The organism is Paenibacillus sp. SYP-B3998, from assembly GCF_010820665.1.
In the GTDB taxonomy this organism is placed as follows: Bacteria; Bacillota; Bacilli; order Paenibacillales; family NBRC-103111; genus Paenibacillus_E.
The window spans coordinates 1-19,381 of sequence record NZ_JAAIKC010000002.1 but is presented as its reverse complement, the minus strand read 5'-3'; the positions used below and the strand labels follow the sequence as shown (position 1 = coordinate 19,381).

The 19,381-nt window shown below is 38.6% G+C and carries 28 protein-coding genes and 1 pseudogene; 22 read left to right on the top strand and 7 right to left on the bottom strand.

Annotation, left to right across the window (positions count from 1 at the left end; all coding sequences use genetic code 11):
* The first annotated feature begins 390 nt into the window (after positions 1–390).
* The 6 genes from GK047_RS08000 to GK047_RS07975 all read left to right on the top strand — a co-directional run bounded on the left by GK047_RS08000 (position 391) and on the right by GK047_RS07975 (position 3,325).
* A complete protein-coding gene (locus GK047_RS08000) occupies positions 391–1,044 on the top strand; it encodes a TetR/AcrR family transcriptional regulator (RefSeq protein WP_163943927.1) in 654 nt (217 codons plus the stop codon).
* Positions 1,045–1,064: 20 nt separating this feature from the next.
* Positions 1,065–1,430: a DUF4180 domain-containing protein gene (locus GK047_RS07995; RefSeq protein ID WP_163943924.1), complete on the top strand. Its 366-nt coding sequence runs from the start codon at positions 1,065–1,067 to the stop codon at positions 1,428–1,430.
* 63 nt (positions 1,431–1,493) lie between these two features.
* Positions 1,494–2,138, top strand: a complete 645-nt coding sequence (locus GK047_RS07990) for a formylglycine-generating enzyme family protein (protein ID WP_205516653.1) — start codon at positions 1,494–1,496, stop codon at positions 2,136–2,138.
* A gap of 220 nt (positions 2,139–2,358) precedes the next feature.
* Complete coding sequence (locus GK047_RS07985; protein ID WP_163943918.1) at positions 2,359–2,475, top strand: DUF255 domain-containing protein; 117 nt, start codon at positions 2,359–2,361, stop codon at positions 2,473–2,475.
* Between the two features lie 12 nt (positions 2,476–2,487).
* Positions 2,488–3,009 carry a hypothetical protein gene (locus GK047_RS07980; protein WP_163943916.1) on the top strand — a complete coding sequence of 174 codons (522 nt, stop codon included), beginning with the start codon at positions 2,488–2,490 and terminating at the stop codon, positions 3,007–3,009.
* A gap of 154 nt (positions 3,010–3,163) precedes the next feature.
* The gene (locus tag GK047_RS07975) at positions 3,164–3,325 is read left to right on the top strand and encodes a DUF255 domain-containing protein (protein ID WP_163943913.1); all 162 of its coding nucleotides are present in this window, start codon (positions 3,164–3,166) and stop codon (positions 3,323–3,325) included.
* An 882-nt stretch (positions 3,326–4,207) separates the two neighbouring features.
* On the opposite strand, the gene GK047_RS07970 is transcribed toward GK047_RS07975, so the two are convergent.
* The 3 genes from GK047_RS07970 to GK047_RS07960 form a co-directional block, all read right to left on the bottom strand.
* Positions 4,208–4,936, bottom strand: coding sequence for a YheC/YheD family protein (locus tag GK047_RS07970; protein WP_163943910.1), 729 nt, complete (start codon positions 4,934–4,936; stop codon positions 4,208–4,210).
* 27 nt (positions 4,937–4,963) lie between these two features.
* On the bottom strand, positions 4,964–5,356 hold the full coding sequence (locus tag GK047_RS07965) for a hypothetical protein (protein ID WP_163943907.1): 393 nt from the start codon (positions 5,354–5,356) through the stop codon (positions 4,964–4,966).
* 223 nt (positions 5,357–5,579) lie between these two features.
* Entirely contained in the window at positions 5,580–5,777 is a 198-nt protein-coding gene (locus tag GK047_RS07960; protein ID WP_163943904.1) for a hypothetical protein, read from the bottom strand.
* A 903-nt stretch (positions 5,778–6,680) separates the two neighbouring features.
* On the opposite strand from GK047_RS07960, the gene GK047_RS07955 reads away from it, so the two are divergent.
* Positions 6,681–7,616 (top strand): CapA family protein, encoded by a 936-nt coding sequence (locus GK047_RS07955; RefSeq protein ID WP_163943901.1) that lies wholly within the window; start codon positions 6,681–6,683, stop codon positions 7,614–7,616.
* A gap of 57 nt (positions 7,617–7,673) precedes the next feature.
* Positions 7,674–7,838 carry a DUF255 domain-containing protein gene (locus GK047_RS07950; protein WP_163943897.1) on the top strand — a complete coding sequence of 55 codons (165 nt, stop codon included), beginning with the start codon at positions 7,674–7,676 and terminating at the stop codon, positions 7,836–7,838.
* 94 nt (positions 7,839–7,932) lie between these two features.
* Here GK047_RS07950 and GK047_RS07945 read toward each other — a convergent pair whose 3' ends face one another.
* Positions 7,933–8,205, bottom strand: coding sequence for a hypothetical protein (locus GK047_RS07945; RefSeq protein ID WP_205516564.1), 273 nt, complete (start codon positions 8,203–8,205; stop codon positions 7,933–7,935).
* A 374-nt stretch (positions 8,206–8,579) separates the two neighbouring features.
* Between GK047_RS07945 and GK047_RS07940 the strand changes: the two genes are divergently transcribed.
* The 11 genes and pseudogenes from GK047_RS07940 to GK047_RS07890 all read left to right on the top strand — a co-directional run bounded on the left by GK047_RS07940 (position 8,580) and on the right by GK047_RS07890 (position 16,376).
* Positions 8,580–9,260: an RES family NAD+ phosphorylase gene (locus tag GK047_RS07940; protein WP_163943891.1), complete on the top strand. Its 681-nt coding sequence runs from the start codon at positions 8,580–8,582 to the stop codon at positions 9,258–9,260.
* Between the two features lie 410 nt (positions 9,261–9,670).
* Positions 9,671–9,910 (top strand): hypothetical protein, encoded by a 240-nt coding sequence (locus tag GK047_RS07935; protein WP_205516702.1) that lies wholly within the window; start codon positions 9,671–9,673, stop codon positions 9,908–9,910.
* A gap of 10 nt (positions 9,911–9,920) precedes the next feature.
* On the top strand, positions 9,921–10,271 hold the full coding sequence (locus tag GK047_RS07930; protein WP_163943887.1) for a hypothetical protein: 351 nt from the start codon (positions 9,921–9,923) through the stop codon (positions 10,269–10,271).
* A 655-nt stretch (positions 10,272–10,926) separates the two neighbouring features.
* Positions 10,927–11,224, top strand: a pseudogene (locus tag GK047_RS07925) (HNH endonuclease signature motif containing protein).
* Between the two features lie 15 nt (positions 11,225–11,239).
* Positions 11,240–11,548, top strand: coding sequence for a hypothetical protein (locus tag GK047_RS07920; protein ID WP_163943885.1), 309 nt, complete (start codon positions 11,240–11,242; stop codon positions 11,546–11,548).
* Positions 11,549–11,692: 144 nt separating this feature from the next.
* Positions 11,693–11,845 (top strand): hypothetical protein, encoded by a 153-nt coding sequence (locus GK047_RS07915; RefSeq protein ID WP_163943882.1) that lies wholly within the window; start codon positions 11,693–11,695, stop codon positions 11,843–11,845.
* 105 nt (positions 11,846–11,950) lie between these two features.
* Positions 11,951–12,493 carry a tyrosine-type recombinase/integrase gene (locus GK047_RS07910; protein WP_163945214.1) on the top strand — a complete coding sequence of 181 codons (543 nt, stop codon included), beginning with the start codon at positions 11,951–11,953 and terminating at the stop codon, positions 12,491–12,493.
* A 12-nt stretch (positions 12,494–12,505) separates the two neighbouring features.
* Positions 12,506–13,102, top strand: coding sequence for a DNA methyltransferase (locus GK047_RS07905; RefSeq protein WP_163943879.1), 597 nt, complete (start codon positions 12,506–12,508; stop codon positions 13,100–13,102).
* A 750-nt stretch (positions 13,103–13,852) separates the two neighbouring features.
* A complete protein-coding gene (gene ltrA, locus GK047_RS07900; protein ID WP_163943875.1) occupies positions 13,853–15,622 on the top strand; it encodes a group II intron reverse transcriptase/maturase in 1,770 nt (589 codons plus the stop codon).
* 109 nt (positions 15,623–15,731) lie between these two features.
* Entirely contained in the window at positions 15,732–16,106 is a 375-nt protein-coding gene (locus GK047_RS07895; protein WP_163943871.1) for a hypothetical protein, read from the top strand.
* A gap of 39 nt (positions 16,107–16,145) precedes the next feature.
* Entirely contained in the window at positions 16,146–16,376 is a 231-nt protein-coding gene (locus GK047_RS07890) for a hypothetical protein (RefSeq protein ID WP_240343855.1), read from the top strand.
* A 109-nt stretch (positions 16,377–16,485) separates the two neighbouring features.
* On the opposite strand, the gene GK047_RS29175 is transcribed toward GK047_RS07890, so the two are convergent.
* On the bottom strand, positions 16,486–17,250 hold the full coding sequence (locus tag GK047_RS29175) for a hypothetical protein (RefSeq protein ID WP_205516556.1): 765 nt from the start codon (positions 17,248–17,250) through the stop codon (positions 16,486–16,488).
* A gap of 246 nt (positions 17,251–17,496) precedes the next feature.
* Between GK047_RS29175 and GK047_RS07875 the strand changes: the two genes are divergently transcribed.
* Positions 17,497–17,796 carry a hypothetical protein gene (locus GK047_RS07875; protein WP_163943868.1) on the top strand — a complete coding sequence of 100 codons (300 nt, stop codon included), beginning with the start codon at positions 17,497–17,499 and terminating at the stop codon, positions 17,794–17,796.
* 78 nt (positions 17,797–17,874) lie between these two features.
* On the opposite strand, the gene GK047_RS07870 is transcribed toward GK047_RS07875, so the two are convergent.
* Entirely contained in the window at positions 17,875–18,393 is a 519-nt protein-coding gene (locus tag GK047_RS07870) for a DUF3231 family protein (protein ID WP_163943865.1), read from the bottom strand.
* Positions 18,394–18,492: 99 nt separating this feature from the next.
* On the opposite strand from GK047_RS07870, the gene GK047_RS07865 reads away from it, so the two are divergent.
* Together GK047_RS07865 and GK047_RS07860 are read left to right on the top strand one after the other, a co-directional pair.
* Positions 18,493–18,945, top strand: a complete 453-nt coding sequence (locus GK047_RS07865) for an ArpU family phage packaging/lysis transcriptional regulator (protein ID WP_240343854.1) — start codon at positions 18,493–18,495, stop codon at positions 18,943–18,945.
* Positions 18,946–18,999: 54 nt separating this feature from the next.
* Entirely contained in the window at positions 19,000–19,230 is a 231-nt protein-coding gene (locus tag GK047_RS07860; RefSeq protein WP_163943860.1) for a hypothetical protein, read from the top strand.
* Between the two features lie 60 nt (positions 19,231–19,290).
* Here the strand turns inward: GK047_RS07860 and GK047_RS30560 are convergent.
* On the bottom strand, positions 19,291–19,381 hold a 91-nt coding region (locus tag GK047_RS30560; RefSeq protein ID WP_163943857.1), incomplete at its 5' end, for an IS3 family transposase.

Sequence of the window (19,381 nt, the reverse complement as noted above, 5' to 3'; positions counted from 1 at the left end):
CGTCTGGTATGAGTTTTTCATTTTCATATTTGTAATGCTAAATTTGAATTGTCAAAAATCATAATAATCCACTCAACTCATTTTATTTTTTCAAATAAACAACATACCCAGCACCGATGCGGTACTGGGTTTATTTAGCGCGATCTCTTTTTGGAAGATGGGGACGAATGAGCTCTCGGCAGTAGAAGAAGAAATGATGAAGGTTGTCATGGGTAAAAGGCCATTGAGCAGAGAAAAAATCAGTAAAATCAAGGAGAACTGATTTACTCCCTTTTCTACCCTTTTATCGTATTAATCGAATCCTGGTTTGACATAAAGGGGAATTATGTATATATTTTATTTATTCCGACTGTTCAGTATAAAAAAATCGGATGAACGAGGAGGAGAAAAATGCCTAAAGTAGGAATGGAGCCAAAGCGTCGAGCAGACGTAATTAACGCCACACTAATTTGTATCAGTAGACACGGGATTGATGGCATGACGCTAGATAAGGTCGCTGAGTATGCGGACTGCTCAAAGGGCGTTGTCACTTATTATTTTAAGAATAAAAATAACTTGATCATAGAAGCTTTCAAGTCGTTCTTAGCCTATTATGGTTTAAAGATCCAGTCAGAAATCCAGAAAATAATGCCAGCTGAGGAGATGATCGATGTCACGCTGAAGCACATCCTCCCGCCATATAGCGATGATAGGCAAAAGACGGTCAATGTCTCGGAACTTGATGGGATTGAGAGGATGTTTATCCCGCATGAAGATCAAGCCAAGCTTTTTCTTCAGTTCTTCTCCAAAGCTGTATTGGATCGCAATTTACAAGAAGTAGTATCCAAGAGCTATACGGAAGATCTTCACGGCATTGCGAGGATCTTTGATTACGGCAACATGTCGGGGCATATGAGGGTGGACGATTCCAAAAGCGCCGCTTACGGCCTTCTGGCGATGGTGGTTGGACTAAGCTTCTTTAGAGTAGCGAATATCCCTCCATTAAATAATGAGGATAATCGATATATCTGTGAGGATTATGTCAGAAGATTAACTAAAGGTTGAACGACGGATGGAGGACGAATATGAAATTAATTACAATCAAAAAGAACGATGTAGAAATTGCCGTCGTTGAAAGCAACGAAATATTGATAACGGATGTTCAGTCGGCATTAGATCTAATGGCAACTGTACAATATGAAGCAGGATGTGATTGTATAATTTTAAATCAATCGGCATTAAGTGAGGACTTTTTCGATTTAAAAACACGACTTGCAGGAGAAATATTACAAAAATTTATAAATTATCGTATGAAAGTTGCAATAGTTGGTGATTTTACTGTCTTTTCAAGTCAAAGCTTGAAGGATTTCATCTATGAGTGTAACAAAGGGAAGGATATCTTTTTCTTGTCAAATGAACAAGAAGCTATTGATAAATTGAGCAGCGGTTAACACAAGACAGACTAGGAGGAAGATGGAGTGTCCAATGTATTACAGAGTCTTGTTGATTATCCGATGGTAAAAGTTCCTGGTGGAGAAATAGATTTAAGGGACGATCGAACAACATCTAAATGGAAGGTTGACATACAACCGTTTCTTCTTGCCCGGTATCCTGTCACTAAGGAACTTTATTTTGCCATTTCACAAAAATCATCTACTTCTTATGACGGAGATCAAAATCCGGTTGTGAATATATCATGGAATGATGCAATTTCTTTTTGTAATCTACTTTCTCAGAAAGTTGGTTTGAAGGAGTGTTATTCGATAAGTAATGATGGTGAAAATATCATCTGTGATTGGGAATCAGATGGCTATCGCCTCCCTTCCGAAGCGGAATGGCAGTACGCATGTAAAGCAGGAACTACAGGATATAGATACGGAGAGCTTGATAAGATTGCCTGGTATAATGAAAATTCTGATGGCACGATCCATGAAGTAGGAAGAAAGGAACCGAATGCATGGGGGCTGTATGATATGTTAGGGAATGTTTGGGAGTGGTGTTGGGATTTATACGATCAGAACGTATATGGCTCCTACCGAATTTTTCGCGGTGGTAGTTGGGCTGAAGAGGCCAGAGGTTGTGGGGCTTCGTGTCGTCGTCGCAGTCACCCGACATTTACCATCGAGGACCTTGGATTCCGACTTGCCAAGTCTATATAAGTGGTGACAAGTGCAGGAGAGCGCTGCGAAGGCGCGATGAGGTCAGGAGATTGTTTCCCACCCAAAGTCCGCCGAGATCGGCAACCAAAACAACAGAGATGGGTTGTCAAGCTCATAATCAAAACTTATGTCAACAGACATGGGTTTTTCTTTTTGTTGTAAGGTATGCTAATCTCAATTTATCGACAAAAATATCCAAAAAACCAAGGAGTGATGCCCCATGACAACGAACAAAAAAACCAATAGATTAATTGCTGAGAAATCGCCATACTTACTTCAACATGCTTATAATCAAGTGGACTGGGTTCCTTGGAGCGAAGAAGCATTGAAGTTTTGAGGTGACCGAAGAATGAATAAAATAATTGATAGTATTACAGAGTTATTAAATGATGTTGATTATTTTTCTGAAATAGCTTCAGCAGTTGATTTAAGAAAGTATGTGTTTGATGAGATAGATTCATTTATATATCCAGTTGGTGTGAATTATCTATCTATTAATAAGTCTTATGTTAATGATTATCAGCAAGCATATAGCGTATTGTTTATAAAATGGCTTTATTCCGAAAATGAATGGAATCTGGATGAGGAGTCAATAGCAGAAGAAAGATGGGCTGAGCTTTTAAAAACTATTTGGATTCCCAGACATCACAAAAATGTAAACATAAAGCAGTATAGTCCTTTGGAATTTATCAATGAGGTAGCAGCTTGGTTAGATCATAATGAGTTTCCTAAAGCACAAATTGAGCTATTTAAAACTCAACATAGCCTGGCAAGCTTAATAGAAGTAATTGATTTATATGCGTGTCATCACTGTTTTGGCGAAACAGAAAAAGTATTTTTTATTTGTGAATTTGGCTGTGGTTATGATTAACTTCCATAAATGGGTTGTTGGATATTTATCACAAAGCAAGTTGTCCGAATTATACTTAGTTTTTTTGTAAATTTATTTGGGTTTTTCTGCACATTTGGATAAAATATTCTTAAGTTTCAAGCTAATAAATCCAAAACTAAGGAGGTGATGCCCCATGGCAACGAACAAAAAAACCAATAGATTAATCGCTGAGAAATCACCATACTTACTGCAACATGCTCACAATCCAGTGGAATGGTTCCCTTGGAACGAAGAAGCATTTGATAAAGCGAAACGAGAAAATAAGCCTATTTTCTTATCTATTGGGTATTCGTAGAGAGGCTTATGTCAACTTGTCATTGGTGAGATGTTCGTGTGAATCATTAATTTCTGTCGAATAAATGCTGATTGATTTAAAAATAAACGATTATCAATTATTATGGTCTCTCAGTTTCCCAGAAGGTCACAGGGAAAGTTTTGATTGAAAGTAATATGGAAATATAGGAACATCTATATAATTAGTCTGGATTCAATCTCTATAACAAAGAAAGCGAAGAGGCTGCTTAATACCGCAGACTCTTATTTGATTTTAAAATGACGAAATAAGTATATTCATATTCCTGCTTGTAAGATATAATGTAATATGGTAAATTTTACAAATTTTTTAGTGGTTTTACCGAGATACCGATTCGATGGGCATTTGGTAAGGATGCTTCACAAGAAGATGGTGAGGAAGCCAAACCCTTTTCGGTACAGTTCGTTGGCAGAGAGTATTCTGGCCTTAGAACACCCGCAGCCGAAATCCAAAATCTACGTCAACAGATAGCAAAACACATTTCGGATTCGAAAGAAAAATTTTGAGGTTACGAGGATTGTACAAAACTTCTTGTATTTTCTTGCTATGCTCCATACTTCGATACTGATCATTAGATCGAGCAAGTAGTTTCTGAAGTAACAGAATATGACAATGTGGATGGGATAACTATGAGATTGATTGATTATCGATTGCTATACGAAAAGTAAACATAAGTTTTAACTCAAAACGTACCTAAGGTGCGTTTTATTTCATATTATGGGTATGCTAAACTCGATACATAACAAAAATATTCAAGCAAACACTCCATGACAACGAACCTATGGATTAATCGCCGAGATATCCTAGCGTTAACTTATAAAAAAGACGTGATTGCTCACGTCGCGAAAATATAAATAATTAATTTTATGTTTTAATTTTATTATTATACAACATAATCCGCTGGTACATTGTTTTATCCTCTAAAAGAAGAAACGGGAATATATTAGGCTTAAGATTCGCTTCTATAACCCAAACTCTTCCTTTGTTATCCAACCCGATATCGAGTCCAACTGTTTGAAAGTCTTGATAATAAGGGCCAATTTGTTTAACCGTCAGCAAGGAAATATTATCAATTTTAGAAATTATTCTATCTAATTGCAGTGGTTTTATAGTAGATAATAGTATCGCTTTTCTCACTGGGAGAATAGTTTTGGTAACATTGGTAACGATATATCCTGGTTTGGCAACTTTCGCTAGCCTGCCAGTTACTTTCCAAGGGGAATTTTTTCGACGTTGTACCATTATTCGCAAATCAAAGGGAAGGCCGTTTATTGTAGCTAAGGGGATATAGCGTTGGACAATATACCTCCTGAATCCTGTTATCTTTTTTAGGTACGCATATGTTACTTTTTTCCTACTTAGAGTAATTACTCTTTTCTGGGAACGTATTGCAAACTTATTCCTCGCAATTGATGTGACTTGTACTACACCTTTACCTAAGCTTCCATTGCAGGGTTTTAACATCACTGCTTTATATTTTTTTACAAAGCTCCATAAAGATTTATTCGTCATATATTGAGTATCTGGTAAAAAAGAATCAAGCTTATGGGAAATCCTCATTATTTTATATTTAGTCCATTTATCTCTTCGCATTGTTCACGATGACGACAATCGAGGGATTTATTTTTTTCTGCATGTTATTTTGATGACTTGACTGAGAGGTATTATCTCTGGAGTAACGATCCCGTCTGGATTTACAAAAGCAATTTCAACGAAATCAATACCGATAACAACCAAAGTTCCAGATAAAGTTCCCTGCTTGGTCTTGACTGTTACAGGTGTGTCGGTGGAAGATGTATCTGAAAGTACAGTAATTCGGGATATGTTGGAAAATAGAATTCGTTTTGTCCCAATGTTAACAAATGTTTTTCCTACGTTAGTTATAAAACCTTCACTAAGTGTATTTCCAGACAAACCGGTTATTTTAACTCGGAGGTGTATGTCTTGAATAGATGTAAGACGTTGTTGAAGCGTTATTGGTTTAGGACTTGGACATGCCGTTACGATACCCACTTGTAATCCACCCTTTCGTCATCAAATTCAAATTATCATATTCATTTAACGGTATTTAGGTCAATGAAATGAGCACGGCTAAGTAAAATCATGTTCAAAAATTCAAGAATCAATATCAATTTTTTTTGCTTTTTTGCTTTTTGGAGTTGGGAAGATAATTGTGACATTTGATAGAGGTATAAGTGAGATACCACGTCCATTACTTGTTACTTCGAGAAAATCTTTAACCGATCTGCACGATCCGTAGATTATTCAAAATCGTAGGGGTATTCGGTTTTCCTTCTTCCACTATTGCATTTAAACCGATGCTGAACTTTTTTATTGTTGGGTTTTGTGCTCTTCGAGTAATATCCATTTTTTGAAGACCTAACGGAGAAAGAATAATTCCTGGTTTTTGTCCGACAACAATGCCTGATTTCAATACCTTACGAATCGTGGCATCTTCAATAAGCCCAAAAGGATTGATAAGAATATTTAATTTTGCACCGATGAGTTGAGCTAACCTCTGTTGGAGAGTAAGTGGAGTTTGACGAATCCCCCGTAGCTGGTCGTTAATTTAAAAATTGTCAAAACAATTCATCTCCTTGGAAAGGGTTTAGAATATGGTATGCTTTTTTTAGGGAATTTGAGTGGGTGTGCGACATGAAAGGATAATTGTTAAAAAGACTAAGAAGACCTTTCAAACGTCACAGTTCAAAAACATCGCAAAGACACCAGCGGGATTGCGAATGATTCCATTCTCCCTAAATATAATTCTAAGTTTGTACAGTTTCCGCATATATTTTAGAGTTTTGAGGAAATTCCGAATGTGTTTTTCCATGATTAGCTAACACCATTAATTCCCATGATTGATAATTTTGGCTAGATGTTTTCTTATTAGAGATGGAGATGAATTATATGTGATTACTTCTCTGTTGTTGCTTTTAATTCCATATTTTGTTTTAGCAACTTTTAAAACATTGCCATTTCCGAGGTTTTAAACAATTCGTCTAGCGCCCGATCCAATGACATTTTTTTCTTTAACGAGCTTTTCAATGCTTTTTGTATGAATCACGGAAAAACCACCTTTAATAAAAAAATAATGAACACCGATTTTATGTCCTAAACTTGGAAATAAATTGGACGAATTCTTTAGTATTGTCAAATCGCAGCCCATACTTGCAGGAAACTCATTGCATATGATGTGATCGAGTATTCTAAAAGTGTGCTAAAGGAGTATCGCACAATGATTTGTTCCCGTTCGAAAAGACTTGATCAAGAATTAGACAAAAAGCCTCATTTTACCAGAAAGATTAATTTTGTGTAAAAAATAGGAAGGTGATGGATGACTTTGGCTGAAATTCAGATAGCTGCTGTTGGGGATCTTATGGTTAAACGTTACATCATTTCTGATGCCAAACTGCCTAACGGAAGATATTCGTTTGACTCACTTTTTACAAAAGTAACGCCCTACTTGAAGCGAGCGGATTTGACAATTGGAAATCTTGAAACCACCTTCGCCGGAAGAACACGTAAAAAAAGGGATATATTCCGAAAATCGCGTGGTCCATTGTTCAATTGTCCGGATGAACTTGCACCAGCTCTTAAGAGAGCCGGGTTCGATGTATTAATTACTGCAAATAACCATTGCATGGATTATGGTGCCGCAGGCTTATTTCGTACGTTACGGATCTTAAATCAAAATGGGATTGACCATACGGGTACATTTAACTCCTTAGAAGCATCCAAGGAATATCTTGTCAAGGAGATTAAAGGTATAAAAATCGGGATCCTTTCCTATACAACAGGGGTCAATGGTATTGCTTTACCAAAAAGTAAACCATGGATGGTCAATCTGGTTCAAATTAAAAACCTCTTACAAGATATTCATAATTTGAAAAAAAAGGTCGATCTAGTGATCATTTATATGCATTTCGGAAAAGAATACAGTCATACTCCAGATTTGAGACAAAAGCAAATAGTCAACTTATTGTTTAAACATGGAGCCAACATTATTTTGGGGTCTCACCCGCATGTTCTTCAACCATCAGTTCAACGGGGAAAGAAGCAATTCGTTATTTATTCATTGGGTAATTTTATTTCCACAAAACTAAAAAATAACCCTCATACGCAAAGAAGTGTTATTCTTAATATCACTGTCAAAAAAGATGAAGAAGGAAAAATAAGTATAAAAAGCTATCGTTGTATCCCAACGTTGGTGCAGCGAAAGCTTAAAAACGATCGTAAAGCAACAGAAGTAATCCCGATTCGAGCAAAATGAAGCTGTCCAAGTCTTTAGTAATTTAATCAGAGAACACAACTAAAGAGGTGATGCCTCATGACAACGAACAACAAACCCAATAGATTAATCGCTGAGAAATCACCATACTTACTGCAACATGCTCACAATCCAGTGGAATGGTTCCCTTGGAACCAAGAAGCATTTGACAAAGCGAAACGAGAAAATAATCCTATTTTCTTATCTATTGGGTATTCGTATTGAGGCTTATGTCAACTTGTCATTGGTGCCATGTCCGCTTATGACCCCAAAAGAAAAAGCCTCTCATAAACAGCTTTTTCTTGTACGTAATGAGATTTTAGTGAAAGCTGAATGTAATACTTAAGTTGTCTTTGTCATCACGTATATAATCAATACGGTGGATTACTTGTTTGGAGCTATCTCGTTCTTTCATTATTTTGGCGTTTAATAGTGCTTTTTTAACCTTTGATAATTCGGATTCTTTTTCGATTATAGCGATTTTTAAGTTTTCTTTTTTATCAAAGCTAGCGTAGTTTTCTGAAAGAATTCTTTCCTCAAACCTCGTCAGTTCATCTTCTAATAGAGTGAATATAACGTCAGCCATTAGCATCCTGTTGTTGCATCGATGTTCTCCGAACATATCTGTCTTTTGACAATAACGGGTAAAAACTTTGCCATTGGGTTTAGTCTTAAATGGGATGCATTTTTTGCACTTTCGACAAAATACTAATCCAGAAAGAGCGGAAATGAGTCGAATGATCAAACGTTTATTAGTGGATATTTTCTATGGGATATTCAGATTCAAGATCGTCAAAAATAAAAATGGCGTCTATCTTAAGATCAAGAATTTCGCAAATATGGCGCAACCGGAGATAGTTGAAACAATTAAGATTCGATAAGCACCCATTGCGGGTGCTTTTTTATTGTTAATTATTCCCTTCGTTTTTCCGATATAAGGGTTAATAGAGAAGAGAGGTGTGACTTATGGATATGTCTCTATATGTGACCAATGATAAACATACAGAAAAAGTTTATGACAGTTTTGCAGAAATGTTCAAAGATAACCATTTTCGTGTAGATGAAGAACATGATTTTTTCAAACATTTTTTGTCGGAATACGAACAAAGTTGCTTAGAAATGACAACAGAAAAAGTATTTTTGCGAGGAAGGATTAATGGAAAGGAAGCTTATGAAGATAAAGATCTGTTTGCCCCCCCACAGGACAAAGCAAATGCGGGGAGACTAAACCCTAAAGGTATCTCATTTCTTTATGTTGCCGAAGAAGAAAAAACAGTTGTTTCAGAATTAAGGCCATGGATAGGTGCTGAAATCACGATTGCCACATGTGAGGTATTGCGCGAGCTAAAATTGATTAGCTTGGTACCAAATAGTTCAGATGCCGATACACTTAACAGTTTCAGAAGAGTAATAAGTGCTAAGTTTTCAAAACCTATTGCTCCTCATGAAAAAGAACTTAGTTATGTACCCACTCAATATATTGCGGAGTATTTTAAACGTCGTGGATATGACGGTATCAAGTACAGTAGTGCAACACACGAAGAAGGAATTAATTATGTGTTTTTCAATCCTAATAAAGATTTTAAAGTTAAAATACGTAATCAAATTAAGGTAAATTCAATTAATTTTGATTTCAATAGTATTTAGAAGTGAGCACCAATGAGGTGCTTTTTCTTTATCAAAACTTGATTAGACAAGCCTCCCACTGTGTAGGAATCGAATTGTTGTTATTATTGGACATTTGATTCGCTCCTATTTGATTTATTTTTTTGGCGGATTTGGTGGAGTAATTCTAGCAGAGGGCTTACCAATAGATCGTTGTTCGGAACTTGAGGAAATCACTCTAGCAGATGGCTTTATTACTGCATCTGTTATGTATTGAGATTTGTTATCTGTAGACATTGTGGTAACTCCCTTATATTTGGAATTGTTTTCCTTAATTATTCGACATTATTTTGAATTAACTTTCTGAAAAAAACTGGAAATGTTGTTCTATTCATCAAGTCATTCTATTAAGAGTGGTTTTTTTTATTATTCTTGGAAGAGGTGCTATAACAATGAATAACGAACAATTAGCCGCTCTATCAGCCAATCCCATTCTCTCCGAGGTCGTAAAACTATTCGTGGACCAGCAGGAGAAAGGTTTGGAGAAATACGGCGAACTGGTCAATCTGGATTCGTACTCGCTCGTAGGATGGATTGAGCATACACAGCAAGAATGCGTGGATAAGTTGGTGTATCTGGAGTGTGTGAAGCAGAAGGTTGTTGAGCGGCAGGAGAGGTTGTTGAGTCCATAGCAAGCGGGATTTGGAAACCACAATTGTCGCTATAGGATCTAAACTAATTGCGATAAAAGAAAAGTCGCTACTATGGGTATTTTCAGTAAATCTCTTTATCATAAGTTTGATTTTACTTATTTTACTATTTTTGGTCGGGTTTAAAATAATTGTATTGGTGTTTTTTTGTGCCTTGATTGTCGCAATAAGTGTAATGCACTATGCGATCCCATTGATTACAAAAAGAAATATAAAGGGATATTGGAATAAGGTAGATGCTAAAGTAGAGCTACTTCCTTTACTCGATTATATTCAAAGGAAATACGGAAGAAACAGCAAGAAACTCGAAACCTTCAAGACAAACTCAAGTGTGCTAAGTTAGCAAAAGTAAGCGAAATCAGGAATCAGATTGTGCTAAACACTAAAGAGCTAGACGAGGCTATGACAAGGTTAAGGCAAAAATACGAGAGTCGATGAAATATTTGTATGCGAACGAGTAATCGTATGGAAAAACATTAGATTAAGCCATAAACGGCTGAATATGGGATTGGACAAGGTTTGACCTGATTTGTATAATCGTCTTGTATCTCTCTAGTAACTAAGTACAACGAGCTTTAAACACAGAGCGCAGCAATTGTGTGCTTTTGACCTTAAACCTCATTCACGAAAGATAAAAACCTCCTTAATCTCGGGCCGCAGTCAATGCGCTAGATGAGATCACTGGATGTTTTTTTTTTGCGAGGATCACCGAGCTTGCATATACACATATCCTTCTTCTATGGTCTATATGTCATAAATTATAAGATTGGAAAATATGCGGTCGTAATGCGGTTTTCAGCATTAGGACTAGGACAGGTGAATGCCCGAATGGTCAGAGGGGCGGCTACGAGCCCCATTTCTTTCTTTGGTGGCGAAATTTGACACCGAGGCTGTATGTTTAAACAGCACCTCAGTTACATTGGTGCTATTAAAGAAACGCATATGCTTATTTAAGCCTCTTCTTTCGAGAATAGGTTTTTTTGTTGTGAGGTGGAAGTATGAAACAGGTCAAGCCATTCTATAAAAGCACAGCCTGGTTAAAGTGTAGGGCTTATGTATTAGAACAAGATATCTTTCTATGCCAACAATGCTTTAGAAAGAAGAGGCTGATATTTGCAACGATTGTCCATCACATAAAACCCCTTAGAGGATTACCCAGAGCTTGCGCTTGATGCTGACAATCTTGAGGGCGTCTGTGCATCGTGTCATAACAAGGAGCATCCAGAGAAGGGCAGCGGTAAGAAGGAAGTTAAGCAGCGTAAGGCATGCATTGTTAAAGCCAAGGCGAACGAGTGAGAGGTGGTGAGGGAAATGGATCTGGACCTGTATATAATAGCAAAGGATACCAACCAGGCTGATATACTATGGCGGCTAATGAAGGGAAAGTTTGATAGAAATAAATTTAAACGAGTTATTTTTGTAAGCACCCGCTATAAATGGGACGGACTTAACCCTAAGGATATGGCAATTATACTATGTGGGGAGCATTGGTTGAATCAATCAAAAGATTGTTATGTCTATCAATTCCTTGAAGAGTACGCAGCTTTGGTCACAGTGATTAATGATGCTAGAAGCGTTTCGGAGGCGTTGAAATGTCGGGATGAGCAAACACTCGTCTAATGATCGAGAATGCCCCCCCTGCCCCAAATTTCGAAGCCTAGTAGTCATGGGGACCAAACTCGTTGTGAAGGCAATCAAAAGGTTATCGGAGAGAAAGTCTTCAATCATAAAGGCTACGACTTCTTTATTCGGTATGATGACTGATTGTGGATTGTATCCGATGTGGCAATAGGCAGAGCAGTTACACGTTCAGACCGTTACAAGGTGGCGGTAAAATTGGCGAAAGAACGGATCGGAAAGAACTTTAATGATTATGTCGCTCAGGTTGAAAAGCTGCTTGGTGAGTTCATTTCATGATGAAAAAAAAAGAAATGACAGAATTCGCTCTTTTTTAGGAACCGAGCTAGGTCAAGTCATTCAATGAATATCTAGTGTTCCTAATAGACAAAGGAGTGGAGAGCCATAGAGGTTGTGCAGCCAATAAGAAGTGTAGAGAAGTTGACGCAGATGAAAGCAGTTTTAAAAGGCTACTCAGATAGAGATTGGTTTCTGCTAGTCATGGGGATTAATGTGGGGCTGCGGATCGGAGACTTGCTTAAGTTGCATGTCCGAGATGTGCGGAATAAATCACACATTCGAATCATCGAGGGTAAGACCAAGAAAAGGAAGAAGTTCCCCATCAACTCTGAGCTCCGCGAAATCATCAACACATACACAAAGGGCATGCGTGACAGCGATCCATTGTTTAAGAGTTACCGCACCAAACAAAACATAGGCAGGGTCCAGGCATACCGAATATTGAACAAAGCGGCTGCAGAAGTCGGACTGATTGAAATAGGCACTCATACGCTGCGTAAGACATTCGGCTATCACTTTTACAAGCAATACAAGGATGTGGCATTGCTGCAGGAGATTTTCAATCATTCTGCCCCAAGCATCACAATGCGCTACATCGGAATAAATCAAGATATCATAGATCAGGCCGTAGGAGGTTTTCACTTGTGAGGTGGATTATAAATGTCGAGTGTTGAGGAAAAAGAAGTAATATACACGGTTCACCAGGGTTGCAATTCAGGATTAATAAAAAATGCTGTAGAACTTTATTTTAATCCAGGAGAGTCTATCGCAGATGTTACTTATGGTAGGGGTGTATTTTGGAAAGATATTGATAGAACTCAGTACAATGTTGTAGGTACCGATATCCAAACAGGGGTTGATTTTAGAAAATTACCTTACCCCGACATATCTTTTGATAATAGTGTTATTGATCCTCCATATGCACGAATTAGTAATCTAAAGGGCATGGTTGAATGCTATAACACGACACGCCATATAACACATGCAGACATTATTCAAATGTACAAAGAAGGTCTTGAAGAACTAAACAGGATTACTAAAAAGAGTGGATTCATTTTTTGTAAATGTCAGGATGCGATTTATGGTGGCAAGCAAAAATGGAGTCATTTCGAAATTTATCAAATAGCCCAAGAATTAGGATTGATTGCAGAAGATTTATTCATACTTATAAACACTAAAAAACCAAAACCACTTTATAAGCAGCAACATGCAAGGAAAAATCATAGTTATTTGTGGGTTTTTCGAAAAGGCTTATGAACACAGCTGAATACTGAGGATGTGCGACTTGTTCTGCCATAACTGCTACCCAGTAGGAAAGGCAGGGGTTCAACTGAACCTAACTCTGTAACCGAGGATGGGAATGAGGTAACCATGTATACCAAAACCATTCCATTAAGCTCCTACTTGCTGACGATAGTGACAGCTTACTCCGTGAGAAGCTAGGTAAAGTCGGCAGAACGAAGGCTACAGCCACTCGAAAGAGAAGGTATGCCAACGGATATGCCGGATGGCTGAAAAAGAAATCATGGTGAGAATGATCCACTAGGATCTGACGAACTACCGAATGTACGGGTCTAAAAGTATAACATATGGAAACATATGTGTCAGCAGAAGCTGATGTGGGCGATGAAGAGTACAAATTTTTTCTAGGAAATTCATTACATCGAACAATGGCGGTGTCCAACTCACAGGCTCAGAGGTAACACCTAAAATTTCTACGCAAAGCTAGGATACAGGGAACAAGGAAAGCAAGGAACGTCGAATTTAATGGTCTGTCAACCTAGACGGTTGCTATAAGGCATAGCCAAAATGCATTAGTCCTTGTGAGAGTAAGGGCATGACCGATGAAGCCTTTGTAATGAGGGTGGAGGAATAGCCCTGAGTCTTCTATAGAATTAGTTAATTTTCCAAAAGTGAATTGCACCGATCAGGTAGGAATGTGGGAACACTGCTCCATTAAAGGAGGAGTCCACAGTGCAAGCTATCCGATATTGGGATTATTACAACATGACGGAGACTTTTACAGACTTGCATTCAAGAGCCATACGCGGAGAAAATTTCACGCGTCTATACGACACAATTTCCTCGAAGGAAAATATTCGTCTGGCGTTCAGGATGATTAAGTCCAACCAAGGCTCTACCACACCAGGAACAGACGGCAAGACAATAGAGAACTTTAAAACTCTGAGTGAAGAAGAAATTGTATCCACAATCCAACACAAGCTGGCTAACTACCAACCCAAGCAAGTACGACGAGTCCTTATTCCCAAGCCAAATGGTAAGAAACGGCCGCTTGGAATTCCTTGTATGATTGATCGTATTACTCAACAATGCTTTAAACAAGTGCTTGAACCCATAGCTGAAGCCCATTTCTTCAAACACAGTTATGGATTCAGACCGCTGCGATCTACGCACCATGCAGTAGCCCGAGTGCAGCATTTGGTCAACATTGTCGGTCTACACTACGTAGTAGATATAGACGTTAAAGGTTTCTTTGACAATGTAAACCATACCCTTCTAATCAAACAATTATGGAATATGGGAATCAGAGATAGAAAGGTCTTACGCATTATCAGTAAAATGCTAAAGGCTGAAATCTCTGGCGAGGGTATTCCCTCAAAAGGGACTCCGCAAGGGGGCATCTTATCGCCGTTACTCTCGAATATCGTTCTAAACGATTTAGATCATTGGGTTGCAAGGCAATGGGAAACATTCCCGACGAATTTCTCCTACTCAACAAGTTGGGTTAAGACCGCATTGAAAAGGACTAATCTCAAAGAAGGATACATTGTACGCTACGCGGACGATTTCAAAATCCTTTGTCGTGATTGGAGAACAGCCCAGAAGTGGTACCATGCCGTTAGACTCTATCTCAAAGATCGTCTTCACCTCGATATTTCGCCTGAAAAGTCACAGATAGTAAATCTTAGAAAACGAATCTCCGATTTCTTGGGTTTTACGATTTACACAACTAAAAAGGGCAAAAAGAGAGTGGCGCAAACTGGTATTAGCGAAAAGAAAAAGCTTGGAATTAAATTGGAAGCGAAAAAGCATATAAGAAAAATGCAAAAATCGCAAACCAATCTAAATGCTGAATCTTATAACAGTTTCGTGTTAGGGATACACAATTATTTCTGTAAAGCAACACAGGTAAATCCGGAGTTCTCACGTCTTGCTCATGATCTTAGGGCGTTCATTTACAATCGGCTTAGACTTGTTGGGAAGTATGAATATCCGACTAAAGCTCCTCCGACTTACCGAAAATTCTACAGCACAACCTATAGAACATTTCGGATAAAAGACACATATCTTTTCCCCTTATGCGATGTTAAGACCACAAATAATATGTGCTTTGGTCGCGGGTTAAATCCTTTTACGGAGTCGGGGCGAAGAATGGTCTACAAAAAGTTACAGGATGGCATTAGGTCAGAAATCGTCAAACTTATGAAATCCAATATTCCCAATCGCAGTATTGAGTACTTAGACAACAGAATTAGCAGATACAGCATGAAAATGGGGTGCTGTGAGATTACAGGAATGTTCCTGTTCGCATCATATGTCCATTGTCATCATTACCTTCCTATTCATCTGGGTGGGGGCGATAGATTTGATAATCTTCGAATTCTTCATAAAGATGTCCATGTACTCATACATGCAAAATCTAATGAATTGATTGAACAACTCATTGCAAACCTTGGCATAACCGAGGCAATGCTATCTAAGGTAAACCAATATCGCAAAATGAGTAACTTGGAAGCTATTAACACAAATCTATAGAAGATGGAACGCCGTGTGCTGCGAAAGTAGCCCGCACGGTGTGGCGGAGGGGAAAAGGTAGAGATCACATCAAAGCCTTACCTATTCCTATCATGCGGAGGTTGCGAATATGGAACAAAAGATAAAGTTTGAACGTGGCGACAGCGTTAAATTCGGCAAAGAGTGGTGTAAAGAAAATCACAGTAAACACTTGATCGGAAAAACCGTCATGATGACACCACAATGGTTTGAATATGATAACGGTTTGTATTGTGAGGAACAGGAATGTCCAGGCATGTTGGAGGAAGGTAGCGACGAGCCAGAAAGCGTCTATCACTTGTTTGGAAACGAATTCGAGAACTTCATGGATTGCGAATTAGTTAAGGGTTCGGAATCGGACAAAGTGGCCTATCAAAAAATCATCACGGATGCACAGGAAGTAGAAGCAAAGGCTTGGGAAAAGTTCACGGCAGAAGAACATGATTTCAGTCATATCGAAGGATGAACACCATTTGAATATTCAAATACATGGGAGGGGTTAGGGTTGGCAAACACTGAAGGAATGGCAATGAAATTCGCTGTCATGAAAAATTATGATATCCAAAGATATTTGACGGATGAGAAAAGAAGTGAGCTTCACGGAGCATTCGAGGAAATTGCAATAAATCGTCATGCAGAAGGAAAGAAACCAAATCGGTATATCGTCATCAACACTGACGAGCCTTATGCCGACGAAGTAATCGAAATGATGAAACGGCACGGTCACTGGGGATGACGGACAGGTTTGAATACGGACGAACTTGGGGAGGGAACAGAAAAAAGGAGATACATTGTCAGTGAATCCCCCTCTTTCAGTAGTTTAAAGACTTTTACTTCTCATCGTTTTAAGGTGTTACTCGGGGAACGGCATCAAAAATCACTGTATAATTCGCAGTATACAGACCATTCTGGGTGTCTATTGGTTTCGCAGGTGTAACAACTAAATCTGCCTGCGTACCTGGTGTTGACTGCGGATCATCGACAACTTCTTGCGGAGTAGCTGTCAACGTAATGCCATTAAAAGTATTGGTTATGGATATTGAATCCCTACCATTGAAAAGGGAAGCAGGACCACCTTCGATATAAGCATGTATGGAGCCATCAGTATTCTTAGTATCAAATTGTACCCTTAATGTACTAAACTGGTCGGCTATTGGGTCATATCCTTCCCTATAGTTTGGTTTTTCGTCTGAAATAGGGGCACCTATAGAAGGTGCCCCTGAGATGCTCGTCGTATTCCTAGTGCATCCATTTTTTATCCACTCTCTGTGTGCTTTATACTCTTCTTCAGTCATCACTGGACCTCTCCAAAAAATTTCTATTCTATCACCGGGGTTGTAAGGAGGATATTCTATATGAATTTGCACCCCTTCTATGTCTTGGTTATTCCCGTCAATTACCTGCTCATCATTTGGATTTACTGGTTCTTGATTCGAAATAGTTGTTAAAGGAATTGAATCGGAGACAGAAATTAATTTTGGAACACCTTCGAGAGAAGCATGTACGGAACCATTGTTATTCCTAACATCAAAAAATCCTTCTACTGGACGTAACGCACCACTTTTTGGGGTAAAAGAATCGTTATTGTTTTCTGGTTTTTCGTCTGACATAATATAGCACCTCTTTCATGGTTAATTTTAACACTCTCATTATATTAATGGAGGGCTTGATTTATTATTCAAAATCAAAGTATTAAAAAATATTTTCCCAGCAACCAGAAATATACAGAAATAAACGGGAGGAATGTACATGCTGCAATGTGACTTCAGGGGCTGCGCCGAAGGCCACCGAAACGACCGAAATCGTTTAACGCAGCGGAGGCCGAACCAGATCTTACAAGGGAAGGAAGTAGAGAGATGACCAGAGATGAAATCAATTTCGGTAGCTATGTGAAAATCGAGCAAAAGAGATTCGGCGTCCCGAATGAAATGTATCTGCATAAAGTGATTGGCCGTTTTGAGTCCAACTGCTATGTAGACATACCGGTGAAGATTCCGAGAACAGAAGTGCTACACGGTAAATTAGTTCCGGTTGTTTCTTGTATATGCTGTGGGATTGACGAAACGGAAGTCCTAAAATATCGACTTGTGGACGTGGAGTTAGCTGTAATGGGACAGGGTTTGAAGCAAGAGGAATTTGAGAGTAAAGAAACTTAACGGAAAGCTCCAGCAAAGGAGTTCATAAAAGAAAAAGAAAGCCCCGCATCATTGCAGGGCTCCATAAAAGTAAGGTTTCTACGCTTCAACAAGTTCTGGTCTTTTGATTTGAAGTGGAGGAGGGATGAGCCACCCCTTTTCCTTGCTCAAGTTGAGTAAGCGAAGTCCAAAAGCTGTTTTAGTAAGATGGTATTTAGCAAATAAAGCCCCAATATCCACTCTAATTGATTGGCCCATTGCCTGGCTACAAGAAACCAGTCCGATCGATGTATCTGCTGAAATTTTAGCAGCTATCTCAGGATCTGCAAATCTAGCACCGGCAGGAATATCTTCGAGTTTTACTGGTGGTCTTTCGGGCATCGTAGGAGCAGGTGCAATTCCGTTATCGGTGAGTAGAATATCGCATTCTTTGCTCTCCAGCTTTGCTTGATCAATTAGATCGTTCAATACCTTTTTAAGGTCCTTGTCACCACAATGGTTTAAGTATGCTTGATAGAAGGATATTGCTCCTTTTGCTACCGTTGAGGCCATCCACACGGCATGAATTTCACCATAGTGCATCGGTTCATCTTTTGGATTACCACTTAATATACCCATAGTCTCATCTCCTGTTAGTTAGATTTTTACCGTTTGTTAAGATTCCCTGAAATTGTAGATTTATTCAACAAAATGCTCCGAGTAAAGGAGTGATCATTGATGCAGCTGAGCTTTAAAATCCTGCCCGATCTTGATAAATGGGAGACAAAAAAAGCGGTCGAGGAAGCGTTGGAAACCTATCGGATGTACAAGTTTCTTGTATTCGAAGAGAAAGAAGCCAGGATAACGGCAGTGTATTCTGATATGCCACGTAGCAGCCCGACGAATGTAACAAGTGACCAAACGGCCGACATTGCCACGTACAACGTTGATCGGCCTGCTGCAATGAAAACCTACGTAGACAGGATCGACGGCATTGTGAGCCGGATGAAGCCAAAAGAAAAGACGCTTATGGAAAAAAGGTATCTAAATAGAGATCATTTCGAGTACGACAACATAGCGTATGACCTAACGTTTGATAATCCGATCAGCTCTAAGACGTATGACAAGATTAGGTGGAAGGCGATAGAGAAGCTTGCGCGGGCGTTGGGTATTGGGGTGGAGAAAGAATAGCAATTATACAAGCTAGTAAGTGTGTTTTAAATAAAGTGGCGACAAAACGGGGTGGTGATTCGGATAGAAGAAGATGAGACAAATGAAATAATATCCGATGATATAGATAGTACTGGCAAACCAGAAACTATTGATCGCTTTATTGATAATGAAGGGCATAGAGTGTGGAAACTTCGGTTAGGAAAACTTAACATTACCGCGACATATTTGAATGAACCATCAGAGTCAGTTTTAGACAAATGCAATCAAACATATAATAGATATTTCCATGATTTTAATAAATGAAAAAGACCAGCCGAGAGTAAGCTCTGGTCATACCCCTGTCAAGTAGACAGATGAAAAAAGCTACGCTGCCAGCGCGCACCGATACTCAATCGGTGCGCGCTGTTTCAGTTTGGATTGAAACCGCTGGTAGTTATAAAAGTAAATATAATCT